The organism is Rhodococcus sp. DMU2021, from assembly GCF_019641445.1.
GTDB classification, from domain to species: domain Bacteria; phylum Actinomycetota; class Actinomycetes; order Mycobacteriales; family Mycobacteriaceae; genus Rhodococcus; species Rhodococcus pyridinivorans.
Genome location: NZ_JAIFKB010000001.1, coordinates 37,292 through 56,808, shown reverse-complemented (window position 1 = coordinate 56,808; position 19,517 = coordinate 37,292). Strand labels below are relative to the sequence as shown.

Sequence of the window (19,517 nt, the reverse complement as noted above, 5' to 3'; positions counted from 1 at the left end):
GGCCATCGTCGGTTCCTCTCGGCGTTTCACTTACCGACGAGGTACACGGTCGGCCCCGGTTGGGCCGCAGCTAGGAGAGGACTGCGCGGATAAAGATGCCAACTCCCATCAGCAAGAGCGCGCCGTAGAAGGGCAGAATCGACCACGAAGACCAAACGCTCCAGGTCGGTACCCATCGGCCAACAACAGTGTTGACTCGCTCACGCCATCCGGCCGACGCCGGTATCGGATCGTCAGCTTATGATGGGTCGAGTGAGAACTGCGGGACGGCCCGCGTGCCCCGTGCAACTGTGTCGTACAGGCGCCGATAGGCGCGTTCTTGTCGCAAGTAGTTGGCGTCGAGGAACATGAAGAGCACGACCGCGGCGAGTACGAGCAGAGCTACCGCCCGGGAGTGCTGGATCAGCGCGAACCCATAGGTGGCCGTCGCAACTGGCAGCAGCCACCCCTTCGCGCTTGATGACGCAGCGGACATGCGAGTGACGACTGCCTGGATGAAGTCGAGGTGCTTCCGCCGATCTTCTTCAGAGGGTGCGCTCGACGTGCTCTACTGTTGCTCGCCTTCCGACACTCGACTCTCAGCGCTTCCCACGCGTCGTCCTTCTCCTTCTCGCTGTAGTTGCTTTCGGGCGGCCAGATGTGTCCGATGGGGTCGCCTTCCCAGCGAGGCACAAGATGAATGTGCAGGTGGAAGACGGTCTGGCTCGCCGCACTGCCGTTGGACTGGATGACATTGAGCCCGTCCGGATTGACTGCACGTTTGACCGCTGCGGCGAGCCGGGTTGTTGCGTCAGCGAGCTGTTCCGCAGTGCTTCGGTCAAGCGTCCAGATGTCGGGAACGTGGATGCGAGGCACCCCGAAGAGAACCCCCGATCGGATTTCCGATCGGGGGTTTTCTCGTTCCCGGAAGAATCCTCACGCACAGCGGTTCCTCACGCGCAGGCCGGTCTATTCGAACGAGCGCGTCACGAAAGCGTCGACGTCGGCCCGGGAGCGCTCCACCGTCGTGTAGTGCCCGGCCATATAGACGCGGTAGTCGACGTCCGCCCCTGCGACCTTCATATCGGCGGCGAGCGCCGCGGACAGCGGCAACGGGACCATCACGTCGTGGATGCCGTGCGCGAGGAAGACCGACCGGTCGTAGCCGTCCACCGGGGCGGCGAGATAATCGGCCAGCAGCGACGGCATCGGACCCTCGGCCAGCGGGCGCGCGAGCAGATCCCCGACCGGGATGTCGCGCACCGACTCCTCGAGATCGTCGTAGCAGAGCTCTTCGGCGCGATCGACGACCTCACGGCCGATCGGGGTCAGGTAGCCCTCGACGTCGGCCTCGGGGTAGGCGTCGCGCAGCCCAGCGAAGATGTACCCGCTGAAGCTGACGAGGCCCCACAGTCCAGGATCAGGGAAGCCCGGGACGCCGATCGTGAAGGCCCGTTCGAGGTTCGCCGGAGCACCCGTCGCGACCGTTCCGCGGAAGTCGAGTTCGGGAGCGCGGGAGGTCGCGATCGCAGCGGTGTGCAGCGCCGCGTGTCCTCCCTGCGACTGCCCCATCACGATCCAGCGCTCCGACAGCGGCGCCCCACCGTCGCGGGCGGCCCGGACGATGTCGACGATGCTGTTCGCGGCGCTGGGGCCGTCGAGATAACGGTGGAGACCCTCGGAGCCCAGACCCGGGAAGTCGGCCGAGACGACCGCGTACCCGGAATCGAGCCAGTGTTGCAGATAGGTCCGCTCGAGATCGGAACGCGGCGTGCGGGTCGTGAGCGCGCAGTCGTCGCCCACACCGGTCGTGCCGTGTGCCCACGCGATGACGGGCCAGCCACCCTCGGGGGCATCCCCCCCGGGCAGGAACAACGCGCCCGTGGCGACGGTCGGCTCCCCCGACCGCCACTCGGTGGCGTACTCGAGCTTGATGGCCGTCGCGGCACCGGGCACCGACAGTTCGTCGGGCAGCGGCTGTTGCGAGACCACCGAACCCGGTGCCGGAGCGGACGACGCGACCGGCGAGGCCGCCGCCCCTGCCGGTGTCAGCGCCGCGAGCAGCACGGCACAGCAGAAGGCAGCGCTCCACCATCTCCCCCGAACGGCCATCGATCCCCCTTCACCCGTCACGCCGCAGCGTTGCCGGCTTTCCATGTCGACCACGGGATGTTCCAGTCACCGAGTCCGTCCGTTCCGGGGAGAGTGCCGCCCACGGTGTTGCGGACCACGACGATGTCGCCGCGCTTGGTGTTGTCGAAGATCCACTTGGCGTTGGCGGGGCTGAGGTTCAGGCAGCCGTGACTGACGTTGCGCACACCCTGGTCGCCGAGCGACCACGGGGCGGAGTGGAAGAAGATGCCGCTGTAGGACATCCGCGTCGCCCACTCGACCGGCGTGCGGTAACCCTGCGCCGAGTCGGAGGGGACGCCGTAGGTGGACGAGTCCATGATCATGGACTCGAACCGGTCGCCGATGATGTAGACGCCGTTGGGCGTGGGCGTGGAGTCCTTGCCGAAGGAGGTCGGCATCGCGATGACGTCGACGCCGTTGCGCGTGACAGTGACCTGCTTGGTCGCGTCGTCCGCCGTGATGACCACCGCATCGCCGATGGTGAAGGACGAGTGGACGTCGGACTGACCGAAGAGGCCGTCGCCGAGATCCTTGCCGTAGACGTTCACATCGACGGTGATGGCGGTGCCGGGCACCCAGTAGTTCTCCGGCCGCCACCGCACCTCGCGGTTGTTGACCCAGTAGAAGGCGCCCTCGACGGGCGGGTTCGTGGTGACGGTGATGGCCGCCTCGGCCGCGAGCCGATCCGGGATGTTCTCGTCGAACTGCACGGCGATCGGCTGGCCGATACCCACGATCGAACCCTCACCGGGCAACACGTAGGGCTGGGTGAGATTGGCCGGCGACGAGGTGGTGAAGGCCGCCGTCGACGTGGTCGCGCCGCCGAGTCCGTACGCGACGGCCTCGAGCGTGTAGGAGCGGTTGTAGCCGAGCGGTGCGGTGTTCACCCAGGTGAGTCCGTCGTCGGCGAGTTCGCCCTGCACCGGCTCCCCTGCAGGGTTGAGCAGGGTCACCGAGTCGAGCTTGCCGTTGACCACCGAGACCGTCACCGGGTCGATCGGCGAGAAGCCGACCGATCCGTCGGCGACACTCGACGACACCGTCGGCTTGATCAGCGCCGCCACGGGATTGGAATCGATGGGCACTTCTTCGGCGCCCGTTCCCGAACCGCCGGCGCATCCCGTGACGAACGCAACAACGCCGACGACGACCACTCCGAGGATTCCCCGTACCCGACGCCCCCGGGGGTTCCCCGCACTCGACTCCGTCACTTCCATACTCCGATCCCGCCTCCCCCAAGGCACCGAAAACGCACGTCACAACACCGAACACGATGATGCCAGCTTCTCTTGCGGCCGACCCGACGCGACTCCCCCGTACGTCGGTAACGTTCGAATGACAATCGCTCCGACCGTCCGATCCGTTACCTCCACAACCTTACAGAAACATTCTGACCAGCCGATTTGGCGCGTCGCGCGACGGTGTGTAATGTTCTTCTCGTTGCTGGGACGGCATCCCGGGAATACATCGTCAAGCGCCATTAGCTCAATTGGCAGAGCAGCTGACTCTTAATCAGCGGGTTCGGGGTTCGAGTCCCTGATGGCGCACAACACGAAGGCCGGACACCCAGTGTCCGGCCTTCGTTCTGGCGGTGACACCGTCCTCCGCGTCGCCCGGCGACGACCGGGAGACACATCGTCAAGCGCCATTAGCTCAATTGGCAGAGCAGCTGACTCTTAATCAGCGGGTTCGGGGTTCGAGTCCCTGATGGCGCACAACACGAAGGCCGGACACCGGAAACGGTGTCCGGCCTTCGTCGTTCGCGGCGGTTCGGCCCCGGAACGAGGAACACCCACGCCGGGTCCGCGTGGGTGTTCCTGTGTGCAGCCGGGGATCAGCGCAGGATTCTGCGCAGTACCAGCAATCCGACGACCGTGCCGGCCGCGATCGCCGCGTACTTCTTCACCTGCGGCTGGTTCACCTTCGCGAGGATGGTCTGCTTCGTGCTTGCCACCAGATTCTTCGGGTTGGCGCGGACGCTCAGTTCGTCGAGTGTGCTCGCGAGCTGATTGCGGGCCTTCTCGATCTCCCGCTCGATGTCCTCGGTGTCCCTAGCCACGTGTCCTCCAGAAGGTCGCTGCAGTGTGCTGCGACCACGGTAATGGACGCGCGCCGGGAATGGCTGCACGGTCCACTACTGTCGCCTCCATGACCGAGAACAGCAGACTCGCCCCCGGTGATCCCGCACCCGATTTCACCCTTCCCGATGCCGACGGCAACGAGGTGTCGCTGTCGGATTATCGCGGACGCAAGGTCATCGTGTACTTCTACCCCGCCGCGAGCACCCCGGGATGCACGAAGCAGGCGTGCGACTTCCGCGACAGTCTCGCCGAGCTGAACGAGGCGGGCCTCGAGGTGATCGGCATCTCGCCCGACACGCCTGCCAAGCTCGCGAAGTTCCGCGACGCCGAACAGCTGACCTTCCCGCTGCTGTCGGATCCCGAGAAGATCACCCTCCAGGCATGGGGTGCCTTCGGCGAGAAGAAGATGTACGGCAAGACCGTCACCGGCGTCATCCGCTCGACCTTCCTCGTCGACGAGGACGGGAAGATCGAGGTCGCGCAGTACAACGTCCGCGCGACCGGGCACGTGGCGAAGCTGCGCCGCGACCTGTCCGTCTGACGCCCGGGTGCCCGGCCGGCAGCGTTACCGCGGCGCCAGCGAGGTCAGCAGCAGCGCCTCGGCTACGGCGAGATTCTCGATCTCGGTGGGGTCGACGCTCTCGTTCGGCGCGTGGATGACGCAGCGCGGTTCCTCGACGCCGATCAGGGCGATCTCGGCCCGCGGCACGGCGCGGTGCAGCGCGGTGCACAGCGGGATCGATCCGCCCTGCCCGGCGGTCCCGACCTCCCGGCCGTAGGCGGCCTCGAGCGCCGCGCGCAGTGCGGCGTAACCCGGACCGTCCGTCGCCGCCCGGAAGGGTTCGCCGAGGACGTCGCGGTCGATGCGCAGATGCGCTCCCCACGGCACGTGGGCCTCGAGATGGGCAACGAGCGCGTCCTGGGCGGTGCGGGCGTCGATGCCGGGCGGCACGCGCAGGTTCAGGCGTGCGGACGCGCGTGGCACGACCGCGGCGGCCGATCCGACCATCGGCGGAGCGTCGATCCCGAGGACGGTCAGTGCCGGTCGCGCCCACACCGCGTCGGCGACGGTTCCGGAGGTGGGGAGCGAGACACCGTCGAGCACGCCCGCGTCGGCGCGGAAACGGTCTTCGGGATAGGGCACACCGTCCCAGGTCGCGGTGCAGTCCAGTCCGTCGACGACGGTGTTGCCGTGCTCGTCGCGCAGGGTGCCGAGCAGATGGATCAGCGCGGCCAGCGCGTCGGGGGCCGCTCCCCCGTACATCCCGGAGTGGATCTCGCCCTTCAGCGTCTCGATGTGGACGTCGACGTTCGCGATGCCCCGCAGCGTCGTGGTGAGGGTGGGCCGGCCCACCTCGGCGTTGCCGCTGTCGCCGATGACGATGAGATCGGCGTCGAACATCTCGGGTCGTTCGGCGACGAGGTGGTCGAGGCCGGCGCCGCCCATCTCCTCCGAGCCCTCGACGACGATGCGGACACCGACGGGCAGTGGGCCGTCCGCACACAGCGCCCGCAGTGCGAGCAGGTGCATAACGACGTTGCCCTTGCAGTCGGCGGCGCCGCGGCCGTACCAGCGGCCGTCCCGTTCGGTGAGCGTGAAGGGCTCGCTGCGCCAGAGTGATTCGTCGCCGGGCGGCTGAACGTCGTAGTGGCTGTAGAGCAGAACCGTCGGGGCGCCGTCGGGGGCGGGCGTATGTCCGAGTACGGCGAGTGAGCCGTCGGCGGTTTCGATCGTCTCGACGCTCTCGATTCCCGCCTCGGTGAAGGCATCCCGCACCCAGTTCGCTGCACCGACGCATTCCTCCACCGGGAACTGGCGCGGATCCGCGACGGAACGGAACGCGACGAGCCGCGCGAGATCGTCGCGCGCAGCCGGCATCGCCTCCCGGATCCGCTCGCGGATGCGCTGCGTCGCGTCGGTGTCTGTCGCTGTCATGATCCGTCCTCCGCACGTCGGATGAGTACGTCGATTCCGTCCAGCAATCGTTCGAGACCGAAACGGAAGTCCTGCTCGTGCCATACTGCCTCGTCGTCGGCGTCGCTCCCGTCGGGGTCGAACGCGCCGCCCTCGACCGCCGCCAGCACCGAGGGGTACTTCTCGGGATCGAGGATGCGCCGCAGCATCGCCGGGGTGTCGGACGGGTCGTCCGCGACATCGGTTCCGAGTTCCCACGAGAAGCGTGCGCGACCGATGGCGTAGAGCGAGATCATCATCACCACCTGCACCTTCGCAGGTTCGTCGAGTGGGGTGGCGGACAGCGCGCCGAGTCCCGCGTCGAGCCAGAGCAGGTTGTTGGGATAGTACGGCGCCGTGCGGATCGGGTACTGCGTCAGCCACTTGTGCGCGCGCAGACTCCGGTACTCGGCCATCGCCCATGCCTCGAGCCGTTCCCGCCAGTCGCATCCGACCGGTAGCTCGGGGGGCGACCCGATGGCGCGGTCCCACGCGAGTTCGACGAGCTGGTCCTTGTTGCTCACGTAGCGGTACAGCGACATGGTGGTGAAACCCAGTTGCTTGGCCACCCGGCTCATCGAGAGCGCTTCGAGCCCTTCGGCGCCCGCCACCTCGATCGCCGCATCGAGGACTTGTTCGAGCGTGAGTCCCCGTCGCGGGCCCCGGGTGCCGGTATCGCTCAATCCCCATGCCAGCTGCACACTCTGCGGCAGCGGATCGTCGGGCTCGGGACTGCTCATGCTCCTCCAGATTTCGGGTCTTTCCGCCATCCTAAAACTGCGTACGCTATACACATCGGTATATTGCATACACAGTTAGTGAGATGTCATGACTCGTTCCGTTCCCGCCATCGACGTCCGGGACCTACGCAAGTCGTTCGGCCCGACCACCGTTCTCGACGGCGTCGACCTCCGGGTCGACACCGGATCCGTCTTCGCACTGCTCGGCGCGAACGGCGCCGGCAAGTCCACCACCGTCCGCATCCTGACCACCCTGTTGCGCCCCGACGCGGGCACCGTCACCGTGGCCGGCCTGCCCCTCCCCGGCCGCGCCCACGCCGTGCGCGAGAACATCGCACTCACCGGCCAGTACGCCGCGATCGACGACGTCCTCACCGGCACGGAGAACCTCCGTCTCGCAGCGCGCCTCGCGCACCTGCCGTCGGCCGCGATTCCCGGTCGCGTCCGTGACCTGATCGAACGTTTCGACTTCGCGCACGTCGCCGACCGGCGCGCCGGCACGTACTCCGGCGGCACGATGCGACGCCTCGACATCGCCATGAGTCTCGTCGCGTCCCCGCAGGTGTTGTTCCTCGACGAACCCACGACCGGGCTCGACCCGCGCAGCCGCCTCGTGATGTGGGAGGCGATCCGCGAACTCGCCGACGACGGCGTCACCATCTTCCTGACCACCCAATACCTCGAGGAGGCCGACCGACTCGCCGACCGCATCGCCGTCCTCGACGACGGGCGGATCGTCGCCGAGGGCACACCCGACGAACTCAAGTCGCTTGTGCGCGGCGGCTATCTCGAACTGCGCTTCTCCACCGACGCCGACCTCACCCATGCCGCGTCGGTGCTCGACGGCGAGATCGACCGGGCAGCACTGACACTGCAGGTCCACACCAAGGGCGATCTGCCCCACGTCGCCGCCCTGCTCGACCGCCTCGCCGCCGAGGCGGTCCCCGTCGAGAAGTTCGGGCTGCACTCCCCCACCCTCGACGACGTCTTCCTCACCCTCACCGGCTCCACCGACGAAACAAAGGTCGTCCGATGACACTCCTCGCGCACCCCACCCCGCTCCGCTTCGCCGCGCGCGACCACGCCGCCGTGACCGGCAGGAACCTGCGGCGGATGCTCCGCAGCCCCGACGCGCTGCTGATGGGTCTCGCACTGCCGGTCCTGCTGCTCGTGTTGTTCGTCTACGTCTTCGGTGGCGCGATCGACACCGGCACCGACTATCTCAACTACGTCGTGCCCGGCATCGTGCTGTTGTCGGCGTCCTTCGGGGCGGCACAGACGGCCGTCGCGGTCGCCTCCGACATGCACCGCGGCATCGTCGACCGGTTCAGGTCCATGCCCATCGCCCGCTCCGCCGTGCTCACCGCGCACGTCGTCGCGAGTCTGGTCCGCAATCTCGCCAGCACCGTCGTGGTGTTCGTGGTGGCCGCACTCATGGGATTCCGGCCCGACGCCCACCTCGTCGAATGGGTGGCCGCCACCGGTGTCATCGCGTTGTTCGTCCTGGCGATCTCCGCCGTCTCGGCCGCGCTCGGGATGCTCGCGGGCAATGACGAGGCCGCGAGCGGGTTCACCTTCCTCCTGCTCTTCCTCCCCTACGTGAGCAGCGCGTTCGTCCCGCCCGAGACGATGCCCGGATGGCTGCGCGGTTTCGCCGAACACCAGCCGGTCACCCCGGTGATCGAGACCGTCCGGGGACTGCTCACCGGCACCGGGATCGGGTCGTCCGCGATCGTCGCGATCGGGTGGTGCGCGGCGTTCACCGCAATCGGCCTGGTCGCCGCCACAGCACTGTTCCGACAGCGGACCGCACGCTGACCTGTGGCTGCCCGGTTTGTGACACTCTGACTCACAACAAGTATTCGGGAAAGCACGGACGTCCGGCTAGCCTGGGCGCGTGGAGTCAGCAACGAACGGCCGCCGCGCCCCGCGCCGGATCGATCCGGCGCTCGAGGTTCAGGCCGAGCCCCAGGAGCTCGTGCCGCGTCGGCGGCCCACCCAGGAACGGAGCCGCCGCAAGTTCGACGCCCTGTTGGCCGCCTCGCGTGAACTGCTCACCGAGGTCGGCTTCGAGTCGTTCACCTGTGAGGAGGTCGCGTCCCGCGCCGACGTCCCCATCGGCACGCTCTACCAGTTCTTCGCCAACAAGTACGTGATCGTGTGCGAGCTCAACCGGCAGGACCTCGTCGGCGTCCAGAGCGAACTCGCCCAGTTCAACGGCAAGATCCCGTCCGTCGACTGGTTGCGCTTCCTCAACAGCTTCGTCGACCACCTCGCCGGACTGTGGACCACCGATCCGTCCCGCCGCGAGGTGTGGCTCGCGATGCAGTCCACCCCGTCCACCCGGGCCACCGGCGCCATCCACGAACGCGAGTTCGCCGAGCAGGTCGCGCGGATGCTGGCACCGCTCACCCCGGACACCCCGCGACCGCGCCGGAAGCTCATGGCCGAGGTGCTCGTCCACATCGTGTACTCGATGCTCAACTTCTCGGTGCAGGACGACCAGACCCACGCCGACGCCGTCGTCGAACTCAAGCGCATCATGGTCGCCTACCTGCAGATCGCCGAACAGGACTCACGCGCTCAGGCCAAGCGACGCCAACGCCGCGAGGAACGCGAGGAATCCGCACGCGGACAGGCCGGCCGGCAGGACACCGAAACGGATCAGGCCGAGGAAGCCAGCGCTCCCTCGGCCTGAGTCCCCACATCTACGTACGCCGGCCGTCGACCTCGTCGAGGACGACGAACGCGCCGGCCATGTCACCGTCGTGGGTCAACGACACATGGATCCGGACGCCGGTCAGCTTCTCGGCGACCTGCCGGTGCAGCCGGATGCTCGGGCGACCCCACGCGTCCGAGACCACTTCGATCTGCTGATGGATCGTCTCCGGTAGCACCGGTGGGCTGCCGAACAGCGACGCCGACCACGCCTTGATCACCGCCTCCTTCGCCGCCCACCGGGCGGCGAAGTGCCGGGCGGGATCGGAGCTGCGGGTGTTCGCGTCGCGACGCTCACCCGGTGTGAAGTTCGCCAGCATCGTCGTTCCCGTCCGACCCAGCTGTTCCGCGAACTCCGGCACCGACACGAGGTCGAACCCGACACCCGCAACTCCCATCCCGAGACCCGTGCCTACTTGCAGCCGGGCAGACCGGAGCGGTACACGTCGTCCTCACCGAGGCGAGCCTCCGGCGAGAGCAGCATGTCCGCCTCGAGCTGACGCGTGGCCGAAGCCAGCACGTGATCGTCACCGAGACGACGATCCGCGGGCCGCTGGTAGAGCGACGCTCCACCGGTCATCGCGTCCACCAGGCGACGCTTGCCGGCGACGGTGCGCTCGGCCGCCTTCGCCAGGTAGACCTCCCGGCGCTCCGCCGGGATCGCCTCGACGAACGCCTGCGGATGGACCACCGCGATCAGACCCGACACGTGCCCGAAGCCGAGGCTCGTGAGCAGACCCGCCTTGAGCGGGAGCTGCTCGCCGAACCGGATCGGCGTGCGCGGCCACACCAGGTGCTCGAACTCCGCCATCTTCTCGTCGACACAGTCGAGGCTGCGGTTCGGCGGAACCACACCCTGCGCGAGGACCTGGCACAGGCCGATCAGCTGGAAGGCGGCGGCGCCACCCTTGGCGTGACCGGTCAGCGACTTCTGCGAGACCACGAACATCGGGTTGCCCTCGCTGCGGCCCAGCGCACCGGCCAGACGCTCGTGCAGCTCGGCCTCGTTCGGGTCGTTCGCGGCGGTCGAGGTGTCGTGCTTGGAGATCACCGCGATGTCGTCGGCCGTGAGACCGAGCTTGCGCAGTTCCTTCGCGAGACCCGACTCGCGTCCACCGCGACCCGCACCGAGCGCACCGATGCCGGGCGCCGGGATCGAGGTGTGCACACCGTCGGCGAACGATCCGGCCCAGGCGACCACACCGAGCACCGGCAGGCCCATCTCGAGCGCGACATCGCCGCGGGCGAGCAGGATCGTGCCGCCACCGGCCGACTCGACGAATCCACCGCGACGACGGTCGTTGGCGCGGGAGAAGCGACGATCGCTGATGCCCTTGGCCTGCATGTCCTCCGACTTGGCGGTCGCGGACATGTCACCGAAGCCGACGATGCCCTCGATACCGAGATCGTCGAAACCACCGGCGACGACCAGATCGGCCTTGCCGAGCTTGATCTTGTCCACGCCCTCCTCGACGGAGACCGCAGCCGTGGCGCACGCCGCGACCGGGTGCACCATCGCGCCGTAGCCACCGACGTACGACTGGACGACGTGCGCGGCGATGACGTTCGGCAGGGCCTCCTGCAGGATGTCGTTCGCCCGCGACTCGCCGAGCAGCGTGTCGATGTACAGCGACCGCATCGAGGACATGCCACCCATGCCGGTGCCCTGCGTGTTGGCGACCATCGACGGGTGTACCCAGCGCAGCAGCTCGGACGGGGTGAAGCCACCGGTGAGGAAGGCATCGACCGTGGTGACGATGTTCCACAGACCCACCCGGTCCACCGAGTCCGCCATGTCGGCGGGGATGCCCCACTTGGTGACGTCGAAGCCGGTCGGGATCTGGCCACCGACCGTGCGGGTCAGCTTCGCCTTGCGCGGCACGCGGATCTCGGTGCCTGCCTTGCGGGTGACCGTCCAGTCGCCCGACTCGGCGTCGACCGACGCGACCGTGTTCTCCGGATCGGAGTCGACAAACGCGCGGGCCTCGGCCTCGGAACCGACGACGAAGGACAGGTCCTTGTCGAGGAAGACCGAGGTCAGCAGCGGAGCCGTGTTGTCGATCATCGCACCGTCGTCGCCGTAGCGGCGGATGCCGCAACGCTCGACCACCGCGTCGTGGTAGCGGTCGGCAATCTCCGCCTCGGGCACCAGCTCACCGGTCTCGGTGTCGTAGAAGCCCGGCTTGGGATCGTTCTCCCAGCCGATCAGGCCCGTGACCCACGCCAGCTCGAGCACACCGGCGGCCGACAGTTCCTCGTCGACCTCCATCTCGAAGCGGGTGCGAGCGGAGCCGTAGGGGCCGAGCTCGCCGGCACCGACGATGACGACCGTGTCGGCGAGGTCGGCGGTGACCGTGCCCCACTCGGGGGTCGGCAGCTCCTCGGCGCGCGGAGGCTCGGGCAGCGCCGCGATGGTCGCGGTGCCGTCCTCGTCGGCCTCGACGGCGTCGGCCGCCTCCTGCGCCTGCTTCGCGAGCGCCGGCAGGTCGACGTCCACCTCGGACAGTCCACCGGTCAGGTCCGCGACGAGCGGAGCCTCGGCAGCGAGACGCGTGGCCTCCGGTCCGACCAGCTTCAGCAGCTCGTCGGCCATCTCGTCCGTCGACCAGGTGCGGACACCGGCAGCCTCGACAGCCTCGACCAGCGGGTCGTTGCCGCCCATCAGGCCCGTGCCGCGCACCCAGCCGATGAGGGCGTGGGCGAGGGTGACGCGCTCGGCCCAGGTGCGCTCGGCGCTCCAGCGGTTGATGACCGCGTCGAGTGCGGCCTTGGCCTCACCGTAGGCACCGTCGCCACCGAACTTGCCGCGGTTCGGCGAACCGGGCAGCACGACGTGCAGGTGGGTGTCGACGTCGCGGTCGTACCCGATCTTCGACAGTCCGGCGATCAGTCGCTCGACCGACCACAGCAGCACCCGCATCTCCATCTCGGCCCGCGCACCGGCGTCGGCGAGCGAGCCCGCCACGCGCGGCGCGGCGAACGGGAAGAGCAGCGTCGGGGTGAGCGCGTCCTTGATGAGCTTCTTCGCACCACCGGCGACCTCGACGGTCTCGGTGCCGATCCACTCGATCAGGGCGTCGACGTCGCTGTAGGACGCCATGTTCGCGGGAACCACCCACAGCGCGGCGCCGGCACGAGCGTTGCGTGCGTACAGCTCCTTGTAGAAGCCCAGGCGGCTGTCGTTCAGCGAGGACGTGGTGACGACGACCGTCGCACCGCCGGCGAGCAGCTTCGCGGCGACGGCTGCGCCGATACCGCCCTTGCTGGCGCCGGTGACCACGGCGACCTCGTCCGCGTACTCGGCACCCTCGGTGACGACGGCGGTCTCGGCGATCGCCGCGTAGGTCTGCGCGAGCTCCGTACGGCCGGCCTCGGTGGCCTTGCGGCCCCAGAACTCGGCGTGCGCAGCCACGGTCCGACCCGCACCGATGAAGCGTTCGACGTCGAAGCTGTTCGAATCCCCCGTCGCTCCGCTCGCCCCTTCCCCGAGCCAGACGCGGGCCAGGTCCTCACGGGCGGTGGCCCAGCGGTCGTCGATCAGGACGGCCTTGCGCTCGTCGAAGGCCGGAGCGACCAGACGCGGCCAGTCGGAGCCGAGCTCCGCGGAGACCAGGTCGACGAGTTCGTCGTCGGCCTTGTCGGCCAGGCCCGAGACCTGCTCGGTGTGGCCGAGCTGCTCGAGCACGAGACGTGCGGCACTGGCGAGAACCCCGTCGCGGCCGGTGATCTGCTCGGCGAACTCGCCGAGGGCAGCGGCGTCGACCGTCGCTCCCCCGCCGCCACTGGCGGACGGCATCGACACGGCGATTCCGCGACGCGAGGCCACCGACTGCACGGCGGCGTCGATCAGCTTGTCGACCGAAGCGGCATCCGCGAGGGCACCATCGGTCAGGCCCCCCAGGTCGCCGCCGCGGACGGACGAACCGTCGCGGCTGCCGAGAGCAGCTTCGGCGGTGACGTGCGACGCCCAGCCCTCGCCCAGACCCCACACCTTGGCGACGCGGTCGGCGACGTAGGCGGGACGCTTGCCCGACGGACCGAACACCTTGCGCAGGTGATCGTTGATCGAGTCCGACAGCACCGGGCCGAAGGGGCGGTAGGTGCGGGCGAGACGGTCGACCGTGCCGGCGAGGGCACCCATGTCGGCGTCGGCGGCACCGTCGATCGCGCCGAGCGAGAGCTCGGAACCGAGGTCGACGAGCAGCTGGTTGCGACGCGAGGACACGCCGTCGCACAGCGCCTCGATCGTGTCGGCGGGGCCGATCTGATCCGGGCGCAGCTTCGTCCACAGGGCGATGAGCACCTTGGTGGCGTCGGCGGCCTTGAACGCGATGTCGTCCGGGGTCGGGCCACCGGCCGGCGCAGCGGGAGCCGCGGCGGGTGTCGGGGCCGCAGCAGCGGCGGGAGCGGACTCGGCAGCCGGTGCGACCGGCTCGTCGTCCTCGACCGGAGCGGGATCGGTGTCGGTCGAGTACACGATCGACGCCTCGCGCTCGATGTTGAGCACCTCGACGGGCTGACCGAAACGACCGGGCAGCTTCAGCGTCTGCGACGCGAGGTTCGCGACGGTGGGCGCGCCACCGAGGCCTACCTCGACGAACCGCTCGACACCGAGACCACCGTCGGTCTCGTCGGCGAACAGCAGATCCTGGGTCTCGATCCAGCGCACCGGCGACGCGAACTGCCAGGCCAGCAACTCGGCGAGCACCACGCGGGTGAGCTCGACCGGCTTGGCCGACCAGCTGTCGAAATCCGCGAGGACGTCGGCGAGCGGCTGCGACGGCACCAGGTCGGCGATCTCCTGGATGAACTCGCGACCCAGGTTGAACGGCTTGGGCACGAGGTTCGGGATGTACCGGCCGATGAGGATGTTCGGGTCGATCTCCTGCGGCAGCAGGGCGAGCAGACGTTCACGGAAGTCGTCGACACCGCCGCGCAGCACGGTCGAGTGGAAAGGCACATCGATGCCCGGGACGAGGATGAACGCGCGCTTGCCACCGAACTCGGCGACCTTGCGCTCGATCACGGACTCGAGGGCTTCGAGGCCGGCGACCGTACCGGCGATCGCGTACTGCGATCCGCGCAGGTTGAGGTTGACGATCTCCAGGAATTCCCCGGTCTCCTCGGCGACACCGGCGACGAAGGCCTGCAGGTCCGCATCGTCCACACCGAACTGCGACGGCCGGATCGCGGCCATGCGGTAGTTCGAGCGGCCGTGCTCGTCGCGCGGCACGAGAGCGTGCATCGCGGAGCCACGCTGGAAGACCACCTCGAGGACGGCCTCGAGCGGCAGCACACCGGCGACCGCGGCGAGCGCGTTGTACTCGCCCACCGAGTGACCGGCCAGGAAGGCGTCGTCGACGAACGCACCGGCCTCCTCGAGCTCGGCGATCTGCGCGACACCGAGGGTCGCCATCGCGACCTGCGTGAACTGGGTCAGGTGCAGCACGCCGTCGGGGTGCTTGTGGGTGACACCGCGGGCCTTGAGGACCGTCGGGTTGTCGCGGACCACGGCCAGGATCGAGAAGCCGAGCGCCTCGCGGGTGTGCTTGTCGGCGCGCTCCCAGATCTCGCGGGCGGCCTTCGAGCGGGCACGGGCGTCGAGGCCCATGCCGGGACGCTGGATGCCCTGGCCCGGGAACGCGTAGACGGTCTTCGGCGCGGCGATACGGCCGGTCGCGACCATCACCAGATCACCGTCGACGCGGCAGCCGACCTCGACGACCTCGGCACCACCGTCGGTGGCGATGCGGTCGACGCGCACGTCGATCTTCGCACCCGGACGGACCATGCCCAGGAAGCGAGTGGTCCATGCCGTCAGGCGACGGACCGGCAGCTTCGCGTCCTGCTCAATCGCGGTGACGACCTGCTGCGCCGCAGCCGACAGCCACATGCCGTGGACGATCGGGCTTCCGAGACCAGCGAGCAGCGCGGCGTTGTCGGAGGTGTGGATCGGGTTGTGGTCGCCGGAGACCTTCGCGAAGGCGCTCATGTCGGTCGGCGCGACGATCACGGCATCGCGGCGGCGACGACGCGGCGTGTCGGTGACGGCCTCGGTGAGAGCGCCACCGGCGCGAACCGGATCGGCGAGATCGGCGGTGCCGGTGCGGCCGCGGATCGCGAACCGCTCGGCCAGGGTGGCGACCACCCGGTCGCCCGAGCCGTCACCGCTGTCGGCGGTGATGACCACGTCGACCTCGACGACGCGACCCAGGTCGGTGTCGGAGACACCGGTGACCTCGGCCTTGACGCCCAGGAAGGCGGGATCGGTCGGCAGACCGTTCTTGACGTCGATCGCGTGGTCCAGGTGGACCAGGTCGAGCATGCCCTCGATGACCGACAGGTCGGTCTCGGTGCGGGCGGCGCCCAGCGCGGCGAAGACGGCCGGCCAGCAGGCACCCACGAGCACATCGGGCACACCATTGCCGCTCGGCGTCAGGGTGGCGGGCAGACCCGAACCGGTGACACCGGCGTGGTCGGCGATCTTCTCCGGCAGCCAGCCGAGAGTGATACGGGCAGCGCCCTTCCTGACCTCGGGCAGTTCCTGACCGGCGGCGACACCGAGCAGAGCGGACATCGACGCATCGGCGTCGGCCTCGGTGACGACAGGCGCGCCACCGGAGACGACCGAGGCGGGCACGGTCAGGCGGATCTCGACGGCCTTGTCGCGCACCAGCGGAACCCGCAGGCCGACGTGCTCGTCGTCGAGGATCGTCAGGGTCGCACCCGTCGGGGCGTGCGAAGCAGCGGTCTCCGACTCGACGGTCCACTCGTCCAGATCACCGAGACGGTGGATCGGGTTGCGGGTCTGGCGACCCGCCCACGAGACGTCCGGCGAGGACAGCACGGCGTCGAGCAGACCCGGCGCGATGTCGCGGTGACGACGCGCGGCGAGCTCCACCGGCTCCGCGCCCTCGGCGACGAGCTCGTCGGCCGTGGCCTTCTCGAAACGGTCGAGGAGTTCACCGACCGGCTCGTCGACACGGGTGATGCCGGCAACGGCGACGGTGCCGGGGATCACGCACACCTGGTCGGCGGAGTAACGCGGATCGTGGGCCTGCCACAGCGAATCCGAACGCCACCAGCGACGCACGTCCTGGTCGACGACCGGAACGAAGTTGACGGGCTTGCCGGGGGTGCGGCACAGCGACACGAAGAACGGCACGTCGGCGGGATGCAGCACGACGTCACCCGCGTCGGGATACTGCGCGAGCAGCGACTTGATCGCGGCGTACGGGCGCTCGAGCACCGCGTCGTCGTCGAACAACGTCGGGATCGGGCCCCGGCAGACGGGATGCAGGCGGGCCTCGGCGCGCTGCAGCATGTCGCGGAAACGCTCACGCCACGACACGTCCAGCCACGGGCTGGTGTGCGCCTCGGCGAGGACGTCCGCCAGATCGGTGCCGCAGTCGAACTCGGCACCGTTGTCCGCGCCGACCGCCAGCTCGAGGTAGCGCTCGAGCCACTGCAGGTAGGTCATGGTGTCGAGGTCGCCGAAGTACGGCTTCGCCGTTCCGTTCAGCGCATCGACGATCTCGGCTCGGCGCGCGGCCACGGCGTCGGCATCACCGGCGACCTCGTCGAGGAGGCGGCCCGTGCGCGAAGCGGCGTTGTCGATCTCGTGGATGTCGGCGCCGAGCTGGCTGCGACCGGAGGCCATACCGCCGGTCGCGGTGCCGGCGGCAACCCAGTCGGGAGTGCCGGGGGTGTCGACGAGCAGCTGCTTGACCTCGGGAGCCGTGGTGGCCTCGAGGGTCGCCATCGCGGCGGTACCGACGAGGATGCCGTCGAGCGGCATCGCCGGGAAACCGTAGACGGTCGACCAGCGACCGGTCAGGTACTCGGCAGCCTTCTCCGGCGTGCCGATCCCACCGCCGACGCACAGCACCAAGTTCGGGCGCGTGCGCAGCTCGGCGTAGGTGTCGAGGAGCAGATCGTCGAGGTCCTCCCACGAATGGTGACCACCGGCGCGGCCGCCCTCGATGTGGGCGATGACCGGATAGTCCGGGACCTCGTTGGCGATACGGATCACCGAACGGATCTGCGCCACCGTGCCCGGCTTGAAGGCGACGTGCTCGATGCCGGCCTCACGCAGGTCGGAGATGATCTGCACGGCCTCGTCGAGCTCCGGGATACCGGCGGTGACGACGACACCGTCGAAGGGCGCACCGGCCGCGCGGGCCTTGGGTACGAGGCGCTTGCCGCCCACGTGCAGCTTCCACAGGTAGGGGTCCAGGAACATCGAGTTGAACTGGACGGCGCGGCCCGGCTCGAGCAGCTCGGTGAGCTCGGCGACGTGGTCGGCGAAGATCTGCTCGGTGACCTGACCGCCGCCGGCGAGCTCGGCCCAGTGACCGGCGTTCGCGGCCGCGGCGACGATCTTCGGATCGACGGTCGTGGGGGTCATGCCCGCGAGCAGGATCGGCGAGCGGCCCGTCAGGCGGGTGAAGGCCGTCTCGACGGCGATGCGGCCGTCGGGCAGCGCGACCGGCTTCGGAGCGAACTCCGACCAGGCACGCGGAACCTCGGGCTCGGCGCCCGGGGTGAGGAGGTTGCGCTGACCGCCGCGGGTCGCGGCGGCGATGATGCCGACGCCCTGACCGCGCAGGCCCGAGCTGGTCATGCGGGTGAGGAGCTCGCCCGGACCGAGGTCGAGGATCCACGAGGCACCGGACGCGAGGGCGGAGTCGACCTGCTCGACCCAGTCGATCGGGGCGACGAGGATGGCCTGCGCCAGGCTGCGCGCGAGCTCGGAGTCGAGCTCGCAGCGGGCGGCCCAGTCGGCGACCTGCTCCACGGCATCCGCGAAGGCGGGGTGATGGAAGCCGACCTCGGCCGCGACGGGCTCGAAGGTCGGGGAGAACACGGCGCCACCGCGCTTCTTGGCCTCGCGCTCACGGGTCTCCGCGGCGGAGATCTGCTCGCAGCGTTGCTGCACGCGCTCGAGAGCGGCGGGCGGGCCCGACAGCACGACGCGACGACGGGCGTTGCGGATCGCGACGACGGCGCTGCGCTCGGGGTCCTGGCCCTCGAAGACCTCGGCGACGATCGCGCGCAGGCGCTCGGGGTCGACGTTGGCGACGGCGAGCATCGGGTACTTGCCGGCGCCGGAGATCAGGCCGCGGCGGCGACCGACGAGGGTCGCGGCGGCACCGATGAGCTGGGCGATCGCGAGGATTTCGGCGTCCTTGCGGCCGGCGGCGGCGACGGACTCGACGGCGAGGACGCCCTGCGAGTGGCCGATAACCGCGCTCGGTGCGACGGAGTCGACGTCGAGGCCCTGGTTCGCGAGCGCGCGCAGCGCGGCGACCTGGGTGAGGAAGACGCCGGGCAGCGACACGGCGGCAGAGGTGAGAGCTGCTTCGGAGGGGCCGGCGGGCGCGTCGTCCTCGTCGACGAGTTCGGCCTCGAGGATCCACGCGACGGGGTCGAAGCCCGTCGGGCGGACCACGACGAGGTCGCCCGCGACCGGGGCGAGGTGCGCGGTGGCGCGGTTGACCAGGTCGGTGAGGACCGGTTCGAGTCCGTTGTCGCGGCTGAGCTCCTCGAGCGAGGTGAGCCAGGGGGCACCCTGGCCGCCGAAGGCGAGCGCGTAGGGCTCACCCGCGAGGAGCTTGTCGACCAGGGCAGGGGCCGGAGCGGCTGCCGTGGACCGATCGGTGGTGCGTCGTGATGCCTTCGAGTTCCGTCCGTTGTCGCCTGGTGTGGTCTCGTCGATCGTCACGCGTGTGGTTCCTCTCCTGAACACCCCGGCGTCGAGGCTTCGTGTGTCAGCGCTGCGCGCCGGTGTGCTGCTGGACTAGTGGTCCGCTGTTCGGGCACGCCCAGGTTCGCACAAAATCATGAGGGGTTCCTCATGTTTTGTTTCGCGCAGTTTGCTCGACACCTCTCCCACCAGTGATTTCGCTCACA

Annotated in this window: 12 protein-coding genes and 2 tRNA genes; 6 read left to right on the top strand and 8 right to left on the bottom strand. The window is 69.2% G+C overall.

What is annotated here, in order from left to right:
• Positions 1-402: 402 nt before the first annotated feature.
• The 3 genes from K3M35_RS26815 to K3M35_RS00260 all read right to left on the bottom strand — a co-directional run bounded on the left by K3M35_RS26815 (position 403) and on the right by K3M35_RS00260 (position 3,329).
• The gene (locus tag K3M35_RS26815) at positions 403-855 is read right to left on the bottom strand and encodes an HIT family protein (protein WP_374107744.1); all 453 of its coding nucleotides are present in this window, start codon (positions 853-855) and stop codon (positions 403-405) included.
• A gap of 93 nt (positions 856-948) precedes the next feature.
• Positions 949-2,091, bottom strand: a complete 1,143-nt coding sequence (locus K3M35_RS00265; protein ID WP_217579922.1) for a lipase family protein — start codon at positions 2,089-2,091, stop codon at positions 949-951.
• A 17-nt stretch (positions 2,092-2,108) separates the two neighbouring features.
• Positions 2,109-3,329 (bottom strand): Ig-like domain-containing protein, encoded by a 1,221-nt coding sequence (locus K3M35_RS00260; RefSeq protein WP_211269804.1) that lies wholly within the window; start codon positions 3,327-3,329, stop codon positions 2,109-2,111.
• Between the two features lie 257 nt (positions 3,330-3,586).
• On the opposite strand from K3M35_RS00260, the gene K3M35_RS00255 reads away from it, so the two are divergent.
• A tRNA-Lys gene (locus K3M35_RS00255) sits at positions 3,587-3,659 on the top strand.
• Positions 3,660-3,754: 95 nt separating this feature from the next.
• Positions 3,755-3,827, top strand: a tRNA-Lys gene (locus tag K3M35_RS00250).
• Between the two features lie 119 nt (positions 3,828-3,946).
• Here the strand turns inward: K3M35_RS00250 and K3M35_RS00245 are convergent.
• Positions 3,947-4,171: a DUF3618 domain-containing protein gene (locus tag K3M35_RS00245; RefSeq protein ID WP_006554762.1), complete on the bottom strand. Its 225-nt coding sequence runs from the start codon at positions 4,169-4,171 to the stop codon at positions 3,947-3,949.
• A gap of 89 nt (positions 4,172-4,260) precedes the next feature.
• Between K3M35_RS00245 and bcp the strand changes: the two genes are divergently transcribed.
• Entirely contained in the window at positions 4,261-4,734 is a 474-nt protein-coding gene (gene bcp, locus K3M35_RS00240; RefSeq protein ID WP_217579923.1) for a thioredoxin-dependent thiol peroxidase, read from the top strand.
• 24 nt (positions 4,735-4,758) lie between these two features.
• Here bcp and K3M35_RS00235 read toward each other — a convergent pair whose 3' ends face one another.
• Positions 4,759-6,129, bottom strand: a complete 1,371-nt coding sequence (locus K3M35_RS00235; RefSeq protein WP_024100529.1) for a dipeptidase — start codon at positions 6,127-6,129, stop codon at positions 4,759-4,761.
• Positions 6,126-6,887, bottom strand: coding sequence for a TetR/AcrR family transcriptional regulator (locus tag K3M35_RS00230; protein WP_217579924.1), 762 nt, complete (start codon positions 6,885-6,887; stop codon positions 6,126-6,128). The genes K3M35_RS00235 and K3M35_RS00230 overlap by 4 nt, the downstream gene beginning before the upstream one ends.
• Positions 6,888-6,975: 88 nt before the next feature.
• On the opposite strand from K3M35_RS00230, the gene K3M35_RS00225 reads away from it, so the two are divergent.
• The 3 genes from K3M35_RS00225 to K3M35_RS00215 all read left to right on the top strand — a co-directional run bounded on the left by K3M35_RS00225 (position 6,976) and on the right by K3M35_RS00215 (position 9,585).
• Positions 6,976-7,923 carry an ATP-binding cassette domain-containing protein gene (locus K3M35_RS00225; RefSeq protein ID WP_217579925.1) on the top strand — a complete coding sequence of 316 codons (948 nt, stop codon included), beginning with the start codon at positions 6,976-6,978 and terminating at the stop codon, positions 7,921-7,923.
• Positions 7,920-8,705: an ABC transporter permease gene (locus K3M35_RS00220; RefSeq protein WP_019288998.1), complete on the top strand. Its 786-nt coding sequence runs from the start codon at positions 7,920-7,922 to the stop codon at positions 8,703-8,705. Before K3M35_RS00225 ends, K3M35_RS00220 begins: the two co-directional genes overlap by 4 nt.
• A 79-nt stretch (positions 8,706-8,784) precedes the next feature.
• A complete protein-coding gene (locus K3M35_RS00215) occupies positions 8,785-9,585 on the top strand; it encodes a TetR family transcriptional regulator (RefSeq protein ID WP_006554758.1) in 801 nt (266 codons plus the stop codon).
• A 10-nt stretch (positions 9,586-9,595) separates the two neighbouring features.
• Here K3M35_RS00215 and K3M35_RS00210 read toward each other — a convergent pair whose 3' ends face one another.
• Together K3M35_RS00210 and K3M35_RS00205 are read right to left on the bottom strand one after the other, a co-directional pair.
• Entirely contained in the window at positions 9,596-10,003 is a 408-nt protein-coding gene (locus K3M35_RS00210; protein WP_006554757.1) for a holo-ACP synthase, read from the bottom strand.
• 14 nt (positions 10,004-10,017) lie between these two features.
• On the bottom strand, positions 10,018-19,329 hold the full coding sequence (locus K3M35_RS00205; RefSeq protein ID WP_220665840.1) for a type I polyketide synthase: 9,312 nt from the start codon (positions 19,327-19,329) through the stop codon (positions 10,018-10,020).
• Between the last annotated feature and the right edge of the window lie 188 nt (positions 19,330-19,517).

What these genes read in the sequence shown, in the direction of transcription:
- K3M35_RS00265 (WP_217579922.1), bottom strand. Translation starts at nt 2,091, where the DNA reads ATGGCCGTTCGGGGGAGATGGTGGAGCGCTGCCTTCTGCTGTGCCGTG.
- K3M35_RS00260 (WP_211269804.1), bottom strand. Translation starts at nt 3,329, where the DNA reads ATGGAAGTGACGGAGTCGAGTGCGGGGAACCCCCGGGGGCGTCGGGTA.
- bcp (WP_217579923.1), top strand. Translation starts at nt 4,261, where the DNA reads ATGACCGAGAACAGCAGACTCGCCCCCGGTGATCCCGCACCCGATTTC.
- K3M35_RS00235 (WP_024100529.1), bottom strand. Translation starts at nt 6,129, where the DNA reads ATGACAGCGACAGACACCGACGCGACGCAGCGCATCCGCGAGCGGATC.
- K3M35_RS00230 (WP_217579924.1), bottom strand. Translation starts at nt 6,887, where the DNA reads ATGAGCAGTCCCGAGCCCGACGATCCGCTGCCGCAGAGTGTGCAGCTG.
- K3M35_RS00225 (WP_217579925.1), top strand. Translation starts at nt 6,976, where the DNA reads ATGACTCGTTCCGTTCCCGCCATCGACGTCCGGGACCTACGCAAGTCG.
- K3M35_RS00220 (WP_019288998.1), top strand. Translation starts at nt 7,920, where the DNA reads ATGACACTCCTCGCGCACCCCACCCCGCTCCGCTTCGCCGCGCGCGAC.
- K3M35_RS00210 (WP_006554757.1), bottom strand. Translation starts at nt 10,003, where the DNA reads ATGGGAGTTGCGGGTGTCGGGTTCGACCTCGTGTCGGTGCCGGAGTTC.